This is a genomic window from Nostoc sp., from assembly GCF_036919555.1.
Taxonomy (GTDB): domain Bacteria; phylum Cyanobacteriota; class Cyanobacteriia; order Cyanobacteriales; family Nostocaceae; genus Nostoc.
Genome location: NZ_JBALCS010000070.1, coordinates 19,351 through 37,145 on the forward strand (window position 1 = coordinate 19,351; position 17,795 = coordinate 37,145).

The following is a 17,795-nucleotide window of genomic DNA, read 5'->3' on the forward strand; positions in this document are numbered from 1 at the left end:
GATGAAACAGACACATGAGGATCAATTACTCTACTGTCTGGCTTATCCTCCTTGTCTGTTTATCGCACGCCAGCAGTTTCTAAGGACAAATCTTGAAACATCGGTGTGCTGAGGTAACGTTCACCAAAGGAAGGCTGAATCATCACGATTAAACGTCCGGCATTTTCTGGACGTTTACCTACTTGAATTGCGGCACACAAAGCTGCACCAGAGGATATCCCAGATAATAAGCCTTCTTCTTTTGCTAAACGGCGTCCATAGGCGATCGCTTGTTCATCGCTGACTCTAATTACTTCATCAACCAATTCCAGGCGGAGAACATCGGGGATAAATCCGGCACCAATACCTTGAATTTTATGGGGACCGGCTTCACCACCTGAGAGAACTGGGCTGTTGCTGGGTTCAACTGCGATCGCTTTAAAAGTCTTTTTGCGACCTTTGAGTACTTCTGCAATCCCAGTAATCGTCCCACCAGTACCTACCCCAGCAATAACAATATCCACTTCCCCGTCTGTATCTGCCCAAATTTCTTCGGCGGTGGTTTCCTGATGAACTTTGGGATTAGCAGGGTTGCGGAACTGTTGCAGCATAAAAGCATTGGGAGTATTAGCCACAATTTCTTCGGCTTTGCGAATTGCTCCCCGCATTCCCTCAGCACCTGGTGTCAACTCCAAAGCTGCACCATAAGCTCTGAGCATAGCCCGTCGTTCTTGGCTCATTGTCTCTGGCATTGTCAAAATCAAACGGTAGCCACGCGCTGCTGCTACCATCGCTAGAGCAATTCCTGTATTACCGGAAGTAGGCTCAACTAAAATGGTCTTTCCAGGGGAAATTGAGCCAGCTGCTTCTGCTGAGAGTACCATACTTAAGCCAATACGGTCTTTCACTGAAGCCGCCGGGTTCATGCCTTCTAATTTGACAACGATCCTTGCTACTACTCCCTCAGCTTGGGGAATCTTGTTCAGTTGAACTAAAGGAGTTCGTCCGATCAGTTCTGTTACATCTTGAGCAATCCGCATTATTTAACTCCTAAAATCCCAAATCTTAGTACAAAGTATTTACTTATAACAATAAGCTTTTATGTATTTAATTTGTAGTTTAGTCTCAATGAGTGCATATACGATGTATTCTAACTAAACCATAAAATATGAAAGTTTAGGAAGAACTTTTATCAGATGTCCCCATTGATTCTCACTTCAGCAGAGGTCTAGCTTGCCATACTTCTATTTTACCACTTGTAATTGCTAACTATTGCCTCTTGGGCTGAGATTGAATTTAGATAATTCTGTATATATGCATAATTTTTAATATTATTATCAATATCTTCTATTTGTTATGGAAATATAATTTAGTTTCAAAACATTTAATTGCTTTTCCTAATTTATTAGTCTATCTTGATCAAGAGACATTGATATTTTCTTTTGAGTGCAAGTTTTGTCTGCCCAAAATTGCATTAAAAATAGTCCTTAATCATTGCCTACATTGCTTTTAGGTTGAGTGCAGAAATACCAGAACCCCACCTCGGAAATACTAGAACCCTGTCCTAAAAACACTAGCACCCATACCCCAATGAATTTTTGTAAGACTTATCAGGTAGGAATTACAGGCTTTGAGTACTATTCTAATGAATTTAATAATCTTAACGGGGCTGGGGTAAACTGTTTTGTGGAGAGCGGCTGATATAAATCGTATAGGATTTACGCAGAGATTCCCCTCTACCCCCCAACATTCCTGAGCGAAAGCTTAGTGAACTAGGGGGGACTTCTTAATCTATCTTTTGAGAGTAGGATGAAACCAGATTTTTTGAATCTGAGTGCGTTATTTCTGACTGATTAATCCTAAATTTTGTGAAAAGTTTGGTAACTTTTAAGTCGTCAGTAATCAGTGGTAATTAGAAAAAAAACTGACAACTAATGATTGTGCAAATTACCGTTTACACATATTTTAATATCAAAACTGTTTGAGAGGTAGAAATATATAGCTACTTTAGATAAACAGCAAAAGATATTTTCTTACTGGGTGCATACTACCTAGCAAGGGAGAGCCAAGATGAAAACCAAACTTTTAAATGTTCTCACAGTTTGCGTAGTTACCTTAGTAGTGCTTTCTCCAGGACTAGTAATATTTGGCATAGTTTGGGAGCGACATCTGGAGTTAGTAAAATCCCAGAATTTAGCCTGGGAAGTCAACAAGACTACTACAAATGCTCCCGCCTTGGCTCCCCAGAAAGAGGGTACACATTCCTCTCAGACTAGCATCCAATCCTCTGACCGTAATGTGGTTCATCAAATGCTGACTGTTGCTGAACAATATAAATTTGCTACTATCTTGCAATGGTTCTTTTTGTTAACCCCTATTTGTGTTGGATTAGGGATTCTCTTTTATGACAGATATCTTGTTCATCGTGCGGCTGTTTTAAGAGAACAAGTTGAAATGTTGGAAAGACTGTGGCAGCAAAGTATCGAACAGTAATCAACTCACAATTTACTCATTCAAATCAACAAAAGTACCATGACAGAACAACGCGAACAGCTGTATTTTAATCTGATTGATGAGTTACTTAAATGCCCTAATGGTCAAGAACCAGAAATTTTGGAATCTAAGCCAGAATTGATTGATTCTGGTCTAGTACAAACAATGTTACAAGTAGCAACTATGTTTGCCCATGAAGGCAATCAAGATGGTGCTCAATTTTTATTTTTTGTGGCGCGTGAGCTAGCTAAAGAATTAGGTTTATACCCGGAAGTTCCCAATACTGAAGTTGCAAATCCTGAAGCTGCAAATAAGGAGTAAAAATGCTGTTGACTTCAACGGATGCGGGACAAATAGCTTTAGAACTGCTGATGGCAGATTGGAATATTTCAGAAGAGAACAGAGAGTGGTTTACAATTTTTAACTCTCGTCTGATTGGCGAGAGTTGGTACACTGTGGAACTAGGTGTAGATGGATTTCCAGATAGGTGGTTTATTCAAGTATATGACAATGGAGTGTGTGACCCAAATTATACATTTGTTTCACCAATCGGTGGTTATGAAGGATTTACGGACTTTATAAATGTGCCGGATATCGTAGCAGAGGTCTTAGTTTGTGAACGCAATACTCGATAATAACAATTAAAAATTAAAAAGTTAGAATTCAATGTTGAGGTGTGCTAGTTAAATGCATTGTATTTGAATTCATAATTTTCAACATCATAGTATTTGGGAGTATCTCAATGAGTGTAAATATACCTGACGATTAGAAATCACGGCTACACAAACTCTCGTCTGCCTGCGCGGACTCTAGAAATTTGAAACCCAGGTCGGTGGGTTTTGTCTGTATAGCTACGTTCGCGTCAGCGTGCCGGAGGCTCTATTCTATTCGCTAAGGCTAGGAGTATTCAAAACAATACTTTGATATTTCATTCAAAATAAAGATGCTTTAGGCAAATCTGAGGTGATACCAAATAAGGCACACCTCTTTTTTTGTGGAATATTTAATATTTTATTTAAGTCTATTAGGCTATTCTGTCATACTTAACTGACAAATTTATGTTATATTAAATAGCGTGATGGACGCTACAGAAATATCAGTTCCAATGATTGCTGAAGATATCTTAGCCAAAGAATTCACAAGAGTCGTCAACCATTACTACCCGCAAGTTGGGGAATTGCTGGATGGGTGTTATGTGAAAGTCATCACCTGTTTTTGGGGACGACCTGCCAGACGTTTGCAATATATAGGAATTTATTGCTCTGACGAAATGATTTCCTGTGTGCAAGCTCAAAAAGAAATACTCAGAGAAGTAGCAGGCAACATGGGTCTAATCCAGGTAGTCTGTATGAATGCCAAGCGATTGTTGCGCGATCCGATGTCGAAGATCAAACAGAACAACCCACACCTATGGTTGGAGTTGCAGTGGGTTGCCACTTAAAGGCAAGCAGGGAGAGAAAGAGATTTTTCTTGTTGCTATTAACGCAGTAAAATTGCCTTGGCAGACCACTAGAATAGCCAGCACCTACGGTGAGTACAAAGTATCAACGCAAGTAATGAAAACTGGAATTTTCTGCAATTACGATAATTATCACCAAGATGCTCGTCGTGCCATTTTTGAGCAAGTCGCGCTGGTAAAACAGGCGGAAAGCTTAGGTTTTGAGTCAGCCTGGGTGAGTGAGCATCATTTTAGTGAATCCAATCTCAGCCCGTCCATGTTGGTGTTAATGGCACACTTGGCAGGACTGACTTCAACTATCCAATTAGGCACTGCGGCGGTGCTACTGCCATTCCATAACCCGATTAGGGTAGCGGAAGATATTGCCACTTTGGATAACCTGTGCAATGGACGATTATTATTTGGAGTTGCCAAAGGCGGCCCCTTTCCCCAACAAAACAAGCATTTTGCGACATTACCAAGTGAATCTCGTCCCAAGATGCTAGAGGCGATCGCATTGATTCAAAAGCTTTTATATGAAACTGATGTATCATTTAATGGGCGATATTATCAATGCGATCGTCTGACAATTTATCCAAAACCATTGCAGAGTCAAATACCAGTGTATGTTGCCACTGGCGGTGATGACGGTATCGAGTTGGCTGCTAAACATTCCTTCAGTTTGATGGGTGGCCCGCCATTTTCCCTAGAGAGATTGAAGAATACTATTGCCAAATATCGAGCCTTAAATTCTAGTGGTGCGGAAAACTTCGTGCTGGCACGCTTCTTTTATGTTGGCAAAACATTTGATGAGGCAGTGAGTGAGGCATTGCCTTTCATTCGCAAATTTAGCCAGAAAATGAAAGCTAATTCGGCTCAATTATTGCAGAATAGTGCCAATCCCAACCAAAAACCATTTGACCGCACAAACATTTGTTTCGACGAAGACTATTTGATTGAGAACTCAATTATCGGTGATGTGGAAACTTGTCGAGACAAAATCAAGAAATTTCAGGACGAATTAAATTTAGGTACGTTAGCACTCAAACCCTCATCTTCGGATATGCAAAAAAACCTGGAGAGTTTGACGCGCTACAACCAAGAGGTGCGAAATTATGTCTTCTAAACTATACCTGCTTCCTCCCGATGATTTACCTCCAACTGAGGTAACGAAACAGGACGGAATGTTGCAGATGGAACTAGAACAGTCTACTGGCAGATGCTTTTATCAAGCCTGCGATCGCATTACGCGAGTCCTGTTGTCTAATTGTCAGTGGTATCTCACAACAAATGCTAGCATCCTAACATTAATTATTGACTGCCCTGACATATTATCTTACTGGCATATCGTCAGCAATATTCCCCAGTTAGGTAATAGGTTAGAGCGGTTTGCTAATAATGGCAAAATCCGCGTTTATCCGCCATTTGGCAAAGGGATGCCGTTTGAAATCAGCGTAAATGAAATATCAGCTTATCGAGATTGGCTTTGAGGTAAATAGGTACGAACTGGGAATCACACAAAATATAGCTTATTTATCCTTATTACACCCTGTGCTTCTAAAGTGCAGGGTATTGCAATTTTAGAAGAGTTACAATATTGTCTGTATTTTCTTGTTCTTTCAGATAACTCAAAGTGTATGCGCTGGCAACCTATAGATAATTTACCGCAAGATTGGCAAAAATTGTCTAGCTCTGAGCTACCACCATTAGTTACTGTCTGGCCGCAATATTAGTGATATTCAACCATTAACAGAATCACCATTCCAATTTTCTTATGCAGATGAAGAAGATAACTTGGTGAAGCGCTTCAATGAGTGGCTAGAAAAAGCTACTATTACAGGGCTTGAATACTGGAATAGTAGCCTCTAATGCAATATGGTTCAGTTAAGCATTTTTTTCTTCTCTCTGCGTCCTCTGTGCCTCTGGGGTTCGTTAAAAAAATTTAGCTATTCTTCGAGCGCTAAGGGAGTAGTCTTGACAAGCTTGTTAGCTTTGCAATTAGCCACGCATACCAACTCTCTAACCCAGTACTAGTAGTTACGGAAATCTGAAAAATCTTAATTTTAGGATTTACTTTTATAGCATAATCTATGCACTTTTGAACATCAAAATCTACATAAGGCAGCAAATCAATTTTAGTGAGAATCATGATGTCACTAGCACGGAACATATGCGGGTATTTTATCGGCTTATCTTCTCCCTCCGTGACGGAGAGAATCACAACTTTTGCCTGTTCTCCCAAATCAAATAAGGCTGGACAAACCAAATTTCCCACATTTTCAATCATCACAACTGAATTCAGAGGCGGATTGAGTTGTTGTAAACCCCTGTCTATCATTGATGCATCTAAATGACAGCCTGTTCCAGTGTTGATTTGGATGACTTTAGAGCCTGTTTCTTGAATTTTTTTGGCATCGTTAGCAGTTTCTTGGTCGCCTTCAATGACACTAATAGATAATTGATGCTTTAAATCATTGATGGTTCGTGTCAAAAGAGTTGTTTTACCTGCACCGGGAGAACTCATTAAATTTAACGCGAGAATATTTCGACCTTTAAACCATCCCCGATTTTGGGCAGCTAGCAAGTTATTCTTTGCCAAAATATCCTGTTCTAAGGATATCGTTGTGTTGTGTATTTTGGCATGAATTTGAGGTGCTTCTATATGAGTGTCATGACTGTGGGAATGAGTGATAACAGTACCATCTGCTAAAGTGTGAGTATGATTATGTTCAGCTTCATCTGTTTCCAGATTTGTAATTTTGATTTCGCCATCATCAGAACAACCGCAGGTTACACACATAATTCCTCTATTTCTATTTCTTTAATTTTCAGTTCTTCACCAGTAATTAAATCTAATTGCACGCTACCGCAGTTACAGATTCCAAATGGTTTATCTAAAGAAATTTCTGCACCGCATTGGCGACATTTTGCTAAACCTGGAATTTCTAAAATTTCTAATGTCGCTCCTTCTAAAACTGTACCTTGAGTGCAAATATCAAAACAAAATCGGATAGCGTCGGGCATAATGGCTGAAAGTTTGCCAATTTCTAATAAAACTCGCTGCACTTTTGCGCCTTTGGCGTGTTCAGCGACAATTGCCACAATATTTTGAGTAATTCCCAGTTCGTGCATACTATAAAATATATTCAAGATTAACAAATTCGCGGCAATTGGTCGCCTACCAACATATCAACAATCCTTTCAGCACCAAAAACTGTTTTTAACAATACGATACCTGGAGGTGAAGGAATAACTTCACCAATAATACAAGCATCTTTGCCTGCTGGGTGTAATTTCATAGCGGATAAAATATTGTCAGCATTCTCTTTTGGAACCACCACCACTAACTTACCTTCATTAGCTAAATACAATGGGTCTAAACCGAGAATTTCACAAACTCCGTTGACTTCTTCACGCACTGGAATAGATTCTTCATAGAGACGAATTCCCACATTGGAACTGAGAGCAAATTCATTTAATACTGTGGCTAAACCTCCGCGTGTGGCATCTCGCATAGCATGAACTTGGGGACATACATGGAGAAGAGTTTCTACTAAACTATGTAATGGTTGACAGTCGCTTTCAATATTAGTTTCTAAGGCTAATTCCCCACGAGCAATTAAAATTGCTGTCCCATGATTACCTATTTCACCATTAATTATTACTGCATCTCCAGGTTTAATATTGTGGGCGGAAATGTTAACTCCTCGCGGGATGATACCAATACCAGCAGTATTAATAAAGAGTTTATCGGCAGCACCACGATGTACAACTTTTGTGTCACCAGTGATAATTTGAACACCAGCTTTTTTGGCGGCTACTTTCATACTGGCTGCGACACGCCGTAAGGTTTCTACAGGTAATCCTTCTTCTAAAATTACGCTACAAGTCAAATATAAGGGTTTAGCACCGCTTACAGCTAAATCATTAACTGTACCGTTAACGGCTAATTCTCCTATATCACTGCCGGGAAAAAATAACGGGTCTACAACATAGGAATCTGTAGTAAATGCGAGTCTGTCTCCTTGTTGCAAGAGAGGGGCTAAGTTGAAGCTGGCTTGGTCTTCTAATTGTGAGAGAATGGGGTTATCAAAATTGCTGATAAAGATATCATCTATTAAATCACGCATGGCTTTACCACCGCTACCATGTGCGAGAGTTATATGAGTATCTCGTACTTTAGCTTGACGGATTTGTTCTATGTTTTTAAATAGGGGATTTTGTATTGAGTTTGGGGGGGGGGTATTCATATTAAATTTTTTTTAACGCAAAGGAACGCAGAGGGAAGCGCAGAGGTACGCAAGTATTTGTGAGATATATTTAGTCTGAGGAGAAGCCGCAGGAGGGGAGAGGTTCTTGAGTTATAGTTAGCTTTGTTTTTTGGGCGATTGTTCTTTTGGCAATGGTGGAGAGTCGTCCATATTTGTAATAGGCTGCACAAGCACCTTCGGAAGATACCATGCAAGTACCAATGGGTGTTTCTGGTCTGCAAGCTGTACCGAATACTTTGCACTCCCAAGGCTTTAAGACTCCTTTGAGAATTTCTCCACATTTACAAGCTTTATGGTCGGCTACTTTGAGATTAGGAATGGTAAATTTAAGTTCGGCATCGAATTGTGCATATTCATGTTTAATTTGTAATCCTGAATAGGGGATGTCACCCAAGCCGCGCCAATCAAAACTATCTCGCAGGGCGAAAACTTTATTTATAGCTTGTAGCGCTACTGTGTTCCCGCTTTTTTGGACAATTCGATTATATTGGTTTTCAACTTCACAACGATTTTCTACTAGCTGTTGTAACAGCATCCAAATTGATTGGAGAATATCTAAGGGTTCAAATCCTGAGACAACAATTGGTTTATTATATTGTTGGGAAATAAATTTATAAGGGTCAGTGCCAATTACCATGCTGACATGCCCAGGCCCAACAAATCCATCCAGTTGCAAGTCAGGATTATCTAATAATGCTTTGAGGGCGGGAATCACAAGGACGTGATTGCAAAACATACTAAAGTTAGGAATTTTTTCGGCTGCTGCTTGCAGAATGGTGAAGGCGGTGCTGGGGGCTGTGGTTTCAAAGCCCAAGGCGAAGAAGACTACTTGTTTGTGGGGGTTATCTCTGGCAATTTGCACGCTGTCTAGGGGAGAGTACACCATACGAATGTCTGCACCTTGTGCCCGGGCTTGCAGTAAAGTGGTATTGGAACCAGGAACTCGCATCGCGTCGCCAAAGGTGGCAAAAATGACGTTATGATTTTGGGAGATTGCGATCGCATCATCTAATCTCCCTTTTGGCATTACGCATACTGGACAACCAGGCCCATGAATTAGTTCAATGGCTTCGGGTAATATTTCTTCGATACCATATTTAAAAATTGAGTGGGTATGTCCGCCGCATACTTCCATGATTTTGATGGGTTTTTCTAGCTTGTGGCATAATTTGGCGATTTCGCGGCGTATGGCTTCGACTTTTTCTGGTTCGCGGAATTCGTCAACGTATTTCATAGTGAGGAGTAGTGAGTTTTATGTATCAGGTAATTTCGCTTTTGTGGTAAGGAGTTTTTTTTAACGAACCGCAAAGGACGCGTTCGCACAGCGTCTCGTTAGAGAAGAGCGCGAAGAAAGAAAGAAAGAAAGAAAGACATGAGTTTTAGACTCGTTCTCTATGCCTCTGCGTGAGATAATAAAACTCTATTATTCAAGTACTAATCCCTGTTTGTGCTGCTGCTAATTCTTGGAATAGTTGTAATGTTTCCGCCGCTTCTTCTTCATTAATTCGATTCATGGCAAAGCCAACATGCACTAGCACCCAATCCCCAATACAAGCTTCGGGGGGATGTTGTTCATCTACGATACAAGCAATATTTACTTCGCGCTTAACACCACCAATGTCAACTATGGCTAATTTATAGTTAACGTTGGTAATTTCTATAATTTGTCCGGGGATTCCTAAACACATGTTTTTTATTTTTTAAGATAACCTAACCGCAGAGGCGCGGAAAACACAGAGAGAATTATTTGTGAAAAAAAGGTTGCCAAATATCAATCATCATGTATTAATTGTGCAGCTACAATCACTGCTTGTCCTAAAGATAACCCGCCGTCATTGGCTGGAACTAAGCTGTGAATGAGTACTTTTATTCCGAATGTTTGTAATCGTTTGCTAACTTGCTCTAACAATATACAATTTTGAAATACTCCTCCTGTTAAGACAACCTGATTAATCAGATTTTCTTGACAAAGATACTTAACCATTTCTACAATCGCATTAGCTAAACCTTGGTGAAATTTGGCAGCCATAACTGATTGTGGAATCTGCTGCTGTAAGTCATTGAGCAAGGTTTGCCACATTGGACGCGGGTCTATACAATAAATACTATCTGAAAATATAAAATCAAAAGGATATATTAGCGTTTCTTTATCATTATTTAAGCTGCTAACATCTATTATAGCTTCCATTGCGATCGCAGCTTGTCCTTCATAGCTACATTCATCACGGCAAATACCGATAGCCGCCGCCACTGCATCGAACAACCGCCCCACTGAGGAAGCTGGAGGAGAGTTAATCCCTTTCTCCATAAGTTGATTGAGTAGTTTTAGTGGTTTTTTATTCAGAAATTTTACGATTTCTAAATCAGCATATTGTTGTTGGCAATTATCCCAAAGTTTAGCCGCTATTAATTGAGCATAGGTATTACGCCAAGGCTGATAAATTGCTTGTTCACCACCAATCATTGCTACTGGTTTAAATGTTGCTAGGCGCTGAAATTTACGGTAATCTGCTAGAAGGAATTCTCCCCCCCAGAGTCTACCATCATCACCGTAACCTAAACCATCTAAAGCAATGCCTAATACCGGAGGCGAATCTAGAGGAATACCATTTTCTGCCATGCAAGCGGCGATATGCGCGTGATGATGTTGGATTTGATGAATTTTGATTTTATTTGTATCTGCGAGTTCTTTACCAAGTTTGCTTGAGAGATATTCGGGGTGTTTATCAATGGCAATTACTTCTAGTTTATATTCAAATAAATTTAAGTATAAATTCAAAGTGTCTTGGTAAGCATTGAAAGCCGCAGCATTTTCTAAATCTCCCATGTGTTGAGAAAGAATTGCTTCTCCTTCACTCAACAGGCAAAAGGTATTTTTTAACTCACTGCCCATTGCTAAAATTTGCGGCAGATTGTAAAATCCTGGTGGTAAACTAATAGGTGCTGGTGCATATCCTCTGGCACGGCGAATTGTTTGGACTTTATCGCTGACAACCCGCACAACTGAGTCATCTACGCGATTAATAATCTCTCGATTGTGAAAGAGAAAATAATCAGCGATTGCCCCTAATTTTTCTCTTGCTTCGTCATTATCAATACATTGTGGTTCATTGGCAAGATTGCCACTTGTTAAAACAATTGGGCGATTCATCCGCCGCAGAATTAAATGATGTAAGGGTGTATAAGGTAGCATGAAACCGAGGGTATTTTGCCCTGGTGCAACTGACGATGCTACTACTTTTTTACCTAACGTCTGTAGTAAAACAATTGGTGCAGCAGGACTTGTCAATAATTCTTTTTCTTTAGTATTCACAGTGCAATATTGTTCAATTACTTCAATATCTCGCGCCATTAAAGCAAAGGGTTTATGATAGCGCTTTTTGCGCTGACGCAGTTTTTGGACAGCAGTTTCTTGTGTAGCATCGCAAGCTAGATAAATACCACCTAACCCCTTAATTGCCACAATCTCACCCTTTTGCAACAGGGTACAAACGGCATCAACATCATCTAGCATGGAGAACATGGAAGCAGTAACTGATTTACCATCGGCGCGTTCTAACCAAGCTGTGGGGCCGCAAACATGACAAGCTACAGGTTGGGCGTGAAAACGGCGGTTTTCGACATCGTGGTATTCTTTTGCACATTCTGAACACATGGCAAACGCAGACATACTGGTATTGCATCTGTCGTAAGGAATAGCACGAATAATACTCAAGCGGGGACCGCAATGAGTACAGTTGGTAAAGGGGTAACGAAAAAAGCGGCTAAAGGGGTCGAATATTTCTTGTTGACATTGCGGACAAGTGGCTGCATCAGGGGTAATTTCTGTTTTAATGGCATTACTCACACTAGTAGAAATCACAAAATTATTAAAGTGAAATTTACCTTTGTAAGGAGTTCTAGTTAGTTCGTGAATTTTTGCTAATGGTGGACATTCTACTTGTAATCTGGCAACAAATTGAGTTATTGCTTCCTCACTACCTGATACCCTAATTAAAACACCTTGTCCATCATTACAAACATCTCCACTCAAACCGCAGGCTTTAGCCAAACGATATACAGTAGGGCGAAATCCTACTCCTTGAACAGTACCGCGAACTCTAATTTCTTCAGTCGCCATAAAAATCTAACTTTCACAAATTACGAATTACGAATTACTAAACTGCCACAGCAATATTCGGTTATTTCCAGAATCAGCTATTACTGCTGTTTTGCCAAAAATTTTTATCCCGTAACACCAATTTAAGCTATCTCGTTTCGGTAATCCGAAATTACGATTTTCACCTTTACTTTGAAAATTTATTTGTGCTGCCAAACCATCTGCTACTACACCTTGCAGTGATAAAATTGATTCTGGCTTTCTCCATCCTAACAAACGGGAATTAGCAGTATCTGCAACTACTAACCAATCTCCAGCCACTCCCACACCATAAGGCATACTTAAACTACTAGCAGTAGGATAATAAACTCCTTGATTCATTTCCACACAATCAAAGTTTTTTTGTCCTAAAACTACTGTACAAGGGGTATTATTTTCTGTTGGTATTCCCTGCCAAATCATTACTCGGTGATTACCTGCATCACTGACAACCAAATTCTCTCCCCAAAAGGTGATATCGTGACACCAACGCATACTCGCTGCGCTGGGAGAAGCACCGCCGTTTTCATTGCGAGATATCATATCTGGTTGTCCCAACACTAAATCAGCAGGTTGACCATTTTCTGTTGGTAATTGATGCCAAATTAATACCCTTCGATTACCAGTGTCAGCAATAAATAGCCGTCCTTGATGATAGGAAATACCATAGGGCCAGTGCATTGTACTAGCAGATGCTGTTTGATTTCCTCGATTTGGTTCATTATCGATAAAATTAACTTGCCCTAATATCAAATCTGCTGGAACATTGTTATCTTCTGGTAAGTTTTTCCAAATCAAAACCCGATGATTCCAAGCATCTGCTACAGCTAACCCTTCGCCACAAGCACAAATCCCAGTTGGTACACTTAAGGTTGCCCTTCCCGGTGTACTTTTAGCATTTTGTCCCTCATGATAAAAGTCAGGTTGTCCAATTACCCAATCAGCAGGTTGACTATCTCTTGCGGGTAAATTCTGCCATCCCAATAATCGATGATGTCCTGTATCTGATACCCATAAAGGGCCTGTTTCTGATAACAAACAAGCAGCACGAGGCCCGAACATAGTTGTGGGACTGGGTGCTACAGGTATTACTAATTGTTGTGGTTCAATAATGTTACCTAAAATTACCTCTGCACCTTGAGATGATAGAGGTAAATATTGAGAAGTTTTTATTGCTTCTGGCGGTAATTGTGATATGGGATTAATTATGATTGGGATATCCATGAAGCACAGATAGACGCTGATAATTATTTAAAAACATTAATCTCTATAACCATGTAACAACAGTAACAATTTTGCATTATGTTTTTTCCAAATTCAGTTAAAATCTTTAAAAAAGTTCTGCATTCATCAATCTTAAAAAATTTCTGCAAACCTACAGTAGCTTTTGCTACACAGCGATATTTGTGATGAGTGCGCGATGTACTAAAATGAGAAAGTCAAAAGGCATTTTGAGTAAGTCAAATGCCGTTTTGCTTGCGGAAAATACTAAAATGAGTAAGTAAACTGGGGTTTGAATAAGTCAAAAAACCTTTTGCTTGCGGAAAACACCAAAATGAGTAAGTAAGCTGGGGTTTGAGTAAGTCAAAAGACCTTTTGAGAAAGCAATATGTCATTTTGCTTTCTCAAAACACTAAAATGAATAACTGAATTACACAAATGAAAAAGCATTCAGGTATTTTGCTTGTACAAAACACTAAAATGAATGCGCGAACTACTGAAATGAAAAGGCAAAGTAGTTGTAATTTACTTATTGCTAAGTATATTTGCTAAGACGTTAGCTTTGCATGATCATTTTTGCAGTTTCACAAAAACCTTCTCGTCTTTAATTTTTACTGGATACGATTGAAGCGAAACATCAGGTACAGTTAAGCATTCACCTGTCTCTAATTTGTATTCAAATCCGTGGGAAGGACAGGTAATAATACCATTTTCAACTTTACCCTGTTCTAGAGTAGATCCTAGATGAGTGCAAGCATTATGGTAACATGTTACTGTAACACCTTGACGATGTAAAATCAGGGAATTATCAGCAAGTTGTACTGCCAATACACTAAATTCAGGAACTTGATCAATAGTCGCCACTTTGATCCAAGTAGAAGTTATCTGTGAAGAAAATGGACTGATTAAACCGGAATTCGCGTTCTTAATAGTAGGGTTGTTATTGACTGCAACCACTTTGATAATTTCGGGACAATGGTTTTTGATTGCCTGTTCTACTCCCTGAGATAAAGTCAAAGTAGAAGCCGGACAACTGCTGCAAGTTCCGATTAATCTGACTTCTACTGTATCTGGTGGCTTAATTGCCACTAGTTCTACATCCCCATTATGGCTTTTTAAACCTGGGCGAACTTCTTCAAGGGCTGTCTGAATGCGTTGTGCTAATGGTGGTTTGGGTGGTTTAACTAATTCGTGGTACAGTAGCACTGCATACACTACTTCATCCGCAACTGCATGACGCAAAGCTGGCATTGATTCTTGTTTTAGGCTTTTAATCAAACTAGTCAATGCTGCTTTGTGCAAAGCTTCAATTGCTCTTTTTAAACCTACTGCTACACACCGTTGGCTTTCATCCCACTCGGATATAATTGCCTCAAAGCGGTTAATTTCCTGAACTAATTCTTCAAGGTTGGACATGAGGGAGAAGAATTTTAGATTTTAGGTTTTGGATTTTGGATTGAACAATTTAAAATCCAAAATTGAGGGATATGGGGCATTAATTATTCACAAATGACCAATGACTAATGACTAACTACTAATGACAATTCACTTCATTTTGAAATCTTTGAGGAGAAATGGCATAATCATGCCCGTCACTAAGCTAGATAATGTTATTGGTAAGTAGAAGGGAATTGGAGCTTGTGCGAGTAACACTAGCAGTAAGAAACCTACAACAATACCAATAGTAGTTTGCTTGACAAAATACATTGGGTCGCGTAGTAGCTTTCCTTTAAAAAATAACTTGACAGAAAACCACCCTATCTCTAACATTTTTTCTCCTAATAATTTGTCAAGAAATTTAAGGCAGCAAGCCCTAAGAGGATGGCGGGAATTACACCCGCAGGGGCAAATAATGCACCAAGCATTGCTGAAAAACTATAGCCTATATCTTTGCCAGCTAAAAGCATTCCACCAATTGCACCGCCGACCATAGATAAGGCTGTTGCTATGATTACCCACACGAATTCTGTTGCTAAGTTTAAGTCGCCATCTGCTAAACTTTTGAGAAAATTTATCACATTTTGGTAGCTAAAAATATCTCTCATGCTGTTTTATCCTCTTTGTGAAAGTGATAGGAATCAAATTAGATTCATAACTCTTAACCCTTCATTTCTGCTTCGACATCTTGTAGCGCTTGGACTACTACTTCTGCTTGTCCAATTTGTTGGTATTTCGTAAATATTTCTAAAGCGTCTTGATAGTAGATACGCGCTTGCAAAAGATTTTTAGGATTACCAGCTTCTGGTTTTTCCTGGTCGTCTGGTAAGTTGAATAGGGCGTTGGCTTTGTTTGAAATTGTGTTAGCGTACTCTAGAGGTGTATCTTTGACATTACGCACTTTTAGTGATTCATCGTAAGCTGCGATCGCACGCAAGTTATTCTCCACAGGATGGGAACTCACTAAATATTGCAAGGCGTTACCTAAATTGTTTTGCAACATCGCATATTCTCTGGGATGATCAATCAGATTAATATGCTTTAGTGCTACCTCAAATGATTGCACTGCTAACCCTTGACGCAAGTATTCCCGTTCCGATGCTAGAGGCATGGAAAGGTAAGCGATCGCAATATTGTTATACAAAATCGCGTATTCTTGGGGGTAATCTTCCCAAGTAAACACCCGCAATGCCTCATGATAAGCGTGGATACTGTCGGTTATTCGCGCCAAATTGAACGCTACAAGCGACTGCAACACCAGCCCAAAATTCATCTGCATCTCTGCCACTTCTTCTGGCGAAGCTAATTGTTCTAAAATCGGTAACGCCTCTTCATAACCGACTTTCGCTTGCAGCAACAGTTGGTACTCAGCATCCGGTATTGCCTGTAACGTTCCCGCCATCCCCACTTGGGCCCTGGCTTTCAGTAGGGGATACTCCTCTCCACACATCTCGTAAGCCCGGTAATATAAGCCAACTGCATTCCGCAAGTCTTGGGCAGCTTTGGGCTTTTTTTGAAAACCCTGTGCTATCTCAATCAGCATTTGGATTTTTTCTTCTGCTGAGGCTGACTCTGAAGCAACAGCTGCTAACGCAGCCTTCACCACTGAATCTGTAATGCTGGGGGTCATAACTCTGCCGTACTCTAGCCAATTGGGAATTGAGTCTGTCAACACCCATGAATGATCAAGACACGCTTTCGCATCTCATCACGGGCCATACTGATTTACGCAGGCTTCGAGTCCTTTAGGCGGAATTCCCCCTTTGTTGTCTGAGACTAGGGCTAAGGATTAGGGAAGAGTTTTCCCAGTACCCAATCCCCAGTCCCTAAAATATAAAACATCCTATTTCTCAAATTCTAGGGGGTAATTGCCAATATTAATGTCAGCTTTAAACACCTTGTGATTCGATACCAAATTTGAATGAGCGATATCTACGACGGGCTATTCGGCGTCGCAGATGAACACCGAAGTGTAAAATATGTTCATCAACTGTAGAACAAGCTCCCTTGAAAACAGACAGTATCTTTTATCGCATCTTCCAAAGTATCCCCAGCACTTTCTTTGAACTGATTAACCAACCGCCGCAACTAGCTAATGCTTATCAATTTTCTTCAGTCGAAGTCAAACAACTGGCCTTTAGAATCGATGGTGTATTCCTTCCCAATGCACCACAGTTACCCATCTATTTTGCCGAAGTCCAATTTCAACCCGACAAAAAATTTTACTCACGTTTATTCACCGAAATCTTTAACTATCTAGACAAAACCGAATTAACCAACAATTGGCGTGCTGTTGTCATCTTCCCCAACCGCAGTGTTGATACTGGAGATACCGAAAGATATACAGAATTACTCAACTCCCAACGAGTGACTCGCGTCTATCTTGACGAATTAAGCTCAATTGAAGCATCATCAATTGGCATAGAGACAGTTAAACTAATCATCGAACCCGAATCAACTGCGACAACAAGAGCTATTGAAATAGTCAACATTGCCCGACAGCAAATTCTAGATGTCGCTACTATTAAAGAAATTATACAATTGATAGAGACGATATTAATCTACAAGTTGCCGCGATTGACCCAGGAGGAGATAGGGAGAATGTTTGGATCAAATGAGTTAAAGCAAACTAGATTTTACCAAGATGTTTTTGCAGAAGGTAAACAAGAAGGTAGACAAGAAGGTAAGTTAGAAGCGATACCTCAGTTATTAGCATTGGGTTTAAGTATTGGGCAGATAGCTCAAGCGTTAGGTTTGGACGAACAAGTTGTTAGGCAAGCTGTACAACCAAAATCCTAAAACAATAGGGTGCGCCAAG

The 17,795-nt window shown here is 40.0% G+C and carries 19 protein-coding genes; 7 read left to right on the forward strand and 12 right to left on the reverse strand.

Features of this window, described 5'->3' with window-relative positions; genetic code table 11:
• Positions 1 to 59: 59 nt before the first annotated feature.
• Positions 60 to 1,019 (reverse strand): cysteine synthase A, encoded by a 960-nt coding sequence (gene cysK, locus V7K36_RS18805; protein WP_335118196.1) that lies wholly within the window; start codon positions 1,017 to 1,019, stop codon positions 60 to 62.
• Positions 1,020 to 2,049: 1,030 nt separating this feature from the next.
• On the opposite strand from cysK, the gene V7K36_RS18810 reads away from it, so the two are divergent.
• The 6 genes from V7K36_RS18810 (at position 2,050) to V7K36_RS18835 (ending at position 5,400) form a co-directional block, all read left to right on the forward strand.
• Positions 2,050 to 2,472 (forward strand): hypothetical protein, encoded by a 423-nt coding sequence (locus V7K36_RS18810; protein WP_335118198.1) that lies wholly within the window; start codon positions 2,050 to 2,052, stop codon positions 2,470 to 2,472.
• A 39-nt stretch (positions 2,473 to 2,511) separates the two neighbouring features.
• Entirely contained in the window at positions 2,512 to 2,793 is a 282-nt protein-coding gene (locus V7K36_RS18815; protein WP_292759915.1) for a hypothetical protein, read from the forward strand.
• 2 nt (positions 2,794 to 2,795) lie between these two features.
• Positions 2,796 to 3,107 carry a hypothetical protein gene (locus V7K36_RS18820; protein WP_335118200.1) on the forward strand — a complete coding sequence of 104 codons (312 nt, stop codon included), beginning with the start codon at positions 2,796 to 2,798 and terminating at the stop codon, positions 3,105 to 3,107.
• 443 nt (positions 3,108 to 3,550) lie between these two features.
• A complete protein-coding gene (locus V7K36_RS18825; RefSeq protein ID WP_335118203.1) occupies positions 3,551 to 3,913 on the forward strand; it encodes a hypothetical protein in 363 nt (120 codons plus the stop codon).
• Between the two features lie 115 nt (positions 3,914 to 4,028).
• Positions 4,029 to 5,036 (forward strand): LLM class flavin-dependent oxidoreductase, encoded by a 1,008-nt coding sequence (locus V7K36_RS18830; RefSeq protein WP_335118309.1) that lies wholly within the window; start codon positions 4,029 to 4,031, stop codon positions 5,034 to 5,036.
• Positions 5,026 to 5,400 (forward strand): hypothetical protein, encoded by a 375-nt coding sequence (locus V7K36_RS18835; RefSeq protein ID WP_335118204.1) that lies wholly within the window; start codon positions 5,026 to 5,028, stop codon positions 5,398 to 5,400. Before V7K36_RS18830 ends, V7K36_RS18835 begins: the two co-directional genes overlap by 11 nt.
• A gap of 470 nt (positions 5,401 to 5,870) precedes the next feature.
• Here the strand turns inward: V7K36_RS18835 and hypB are convergent, their stop codons facing one another.
• The 11 genes from hypB to V7K36_RS18890 all read right to left on the reverse strand — a co-directional run bounded on the left by hypB (position 5,871) and on the right by V7K36_RS18890 (position 16,607).
• The gene (hypB, locus tag V7K36_RS18840; RefSeq protein ID WP_335118206.1) at positions 5,871 to 6,710 is read right to left on the reverse strand and encodes a hydrogenase nickel incorporation protein HypB; all 840 of its coding nucleotides are present in this window, start codon (positions 6,708 to 6,710) and stop codon (positions 5,871 to 5,873) included.
• Positions 6,701 to 7,042, reverse strand: coding sequence for a hydrogenase maturation nickel metallochaperone HypA (hypA, locus tag V7K36_RS18845; protein WP_335118311.1), 342 nt, complete (start codon positions 7,040 to 7,042; stop codon positions 6,701 to 6,703). The genes hypB and hypA overlap by 10 nt, the downstream gene beginning before the upstream one ends.
• Positions 7,043 to 7,062: 20 nt before the next feature.
• Positions 7,063 to 8,160 (reverse strand): hydrogenase expression/formation protein HypE, encoded by a 1,098-nt coding sequence (gene hypE, locus V7K36_RS18850; RefSeq protein ID WP_335118208.1) that lies wholly within the window; start codon positions 8,158 to 8,160, stop codon positions 7,063 to 7,065.
• A 70-nt stretch (positions 8,161 to 8,230) separates the two neighbouring features.
• A complete protein-coding gene (gene hypD / locus V7K36_RS18855) occupies positions 8,231 to 9,415 on the reverse strand; it encodes a hydrogenase formation protein HypD (protein WP_335118210.1) in 1,185 nt (394 codons plus the stop codon).
• A 193-nt stretch (positions 9,416 to 9,608) separates the two neighbouring features.
• Positions 9,609 to 9,869 (reverse strand): HypC/HybG/HupF family hydrogenase formation chaperone, encoded by a 261-nt coding sequence (locus V7K36_RS18860; protein ID WP_335118212.1) that lies wholly within the window; start codon positions 9,867 to 9,869, stop codon positions 9,609 to 9,611.
• Positions 9,870 to 9,952: 83 nt separating this feature from the next.
• Entirely contained in the window at positions 9,953 to 12,301 is a 2,349-nt protein-coding gene (hypF, locus tag V7K36_RS18865; RefSeq protein ID WP_335118214.1) for a carbamoyltransferase HypF, read from the reverse strand.
• A 27-nt stretch (positions 12,302 to 12,328) separates the two neighbouring features.
• Positions 12,329 to 13,543 carry a hypothetical protein gene (locus V7K36_RS18870; RefSeq protein WP_335118216.1) on the reverse strand — a complete coding sequence of 405 codons (1,215 nt, stop codon included), beginning with the start codon at positions 13,541 to 13,543 and terminating at the stop codon, positions 12,329 to 12,331.
• 567 nt (positions 13,544 to 14,110) lie between these two features.
• A complete protein-coding gene (locus tag V7K36_RS18875; protein ID WP_335118219.1) occupies positions 14,111 to 14,956 on the reverse strand; it encodes a NifU family protein in 846 nt (281 codons plus the stop codon).
• A 129-nt stretch (positions 14,957 to 15,085) separates the two neighbouring features.
• Positions 15,086 to 15,310: a hypothetical protein gene (locus V7K36_RS18880; protein WP_335118221.1), complete on the reverse strand. Its 225-nt coding sequence runs from the start codon at positions 15,308 to 15,310 to the stop codon at positions 15,086 to 15,088.
• A gap of 8 nt (positions 15,311 to 15,318) precedes the next feature.
• Positions 15,319 to 15,585 carry a hypothetical protein gene (locus tag V7K36_RS18885; RefSeq protein WP_335118223.1) on the reverse strand — a complete coding sequence of 89 codons (267 nt, stop codon included), beginning with the start codon at positions 15,583 to 15,585 and terminating at the stop codon, positions 15,319 to 15,321.
• A 53-nt stretch (positions 15,586 to 15,638) separates the two neighbouring features.
• Complete coding sequence (locus V7K36_RS18890) at positions 15,639 to 16,607, reverse strand: hypothetical protein (RefSeq protein WP_335118313.1); 969 nt, start codon at positions 16,605 to 16,607, stop codon at positions 15,639 to 15,641.
• A gap of 377 nt (positions 16,608 to 16,984) precedes the next feature.
• Here V7K36_RS18890 and V7K36_RS18895 point away from each other — a divergent pair, with 377 nt between their 5' ends.
• Entirely contained in the window at positions 16,985 to 17,776 is a 792-nt protein-coding gene (locus tag V7K36_RS18895) for an Rpn family recombination-promoting nuclease/putative transposase (RefSeq protein ID WP_335118225.1), read from the forward strand.
• The last annotated feature ends 19 nt before the right edge of the window (positions 17,777 to 17,795 follow it).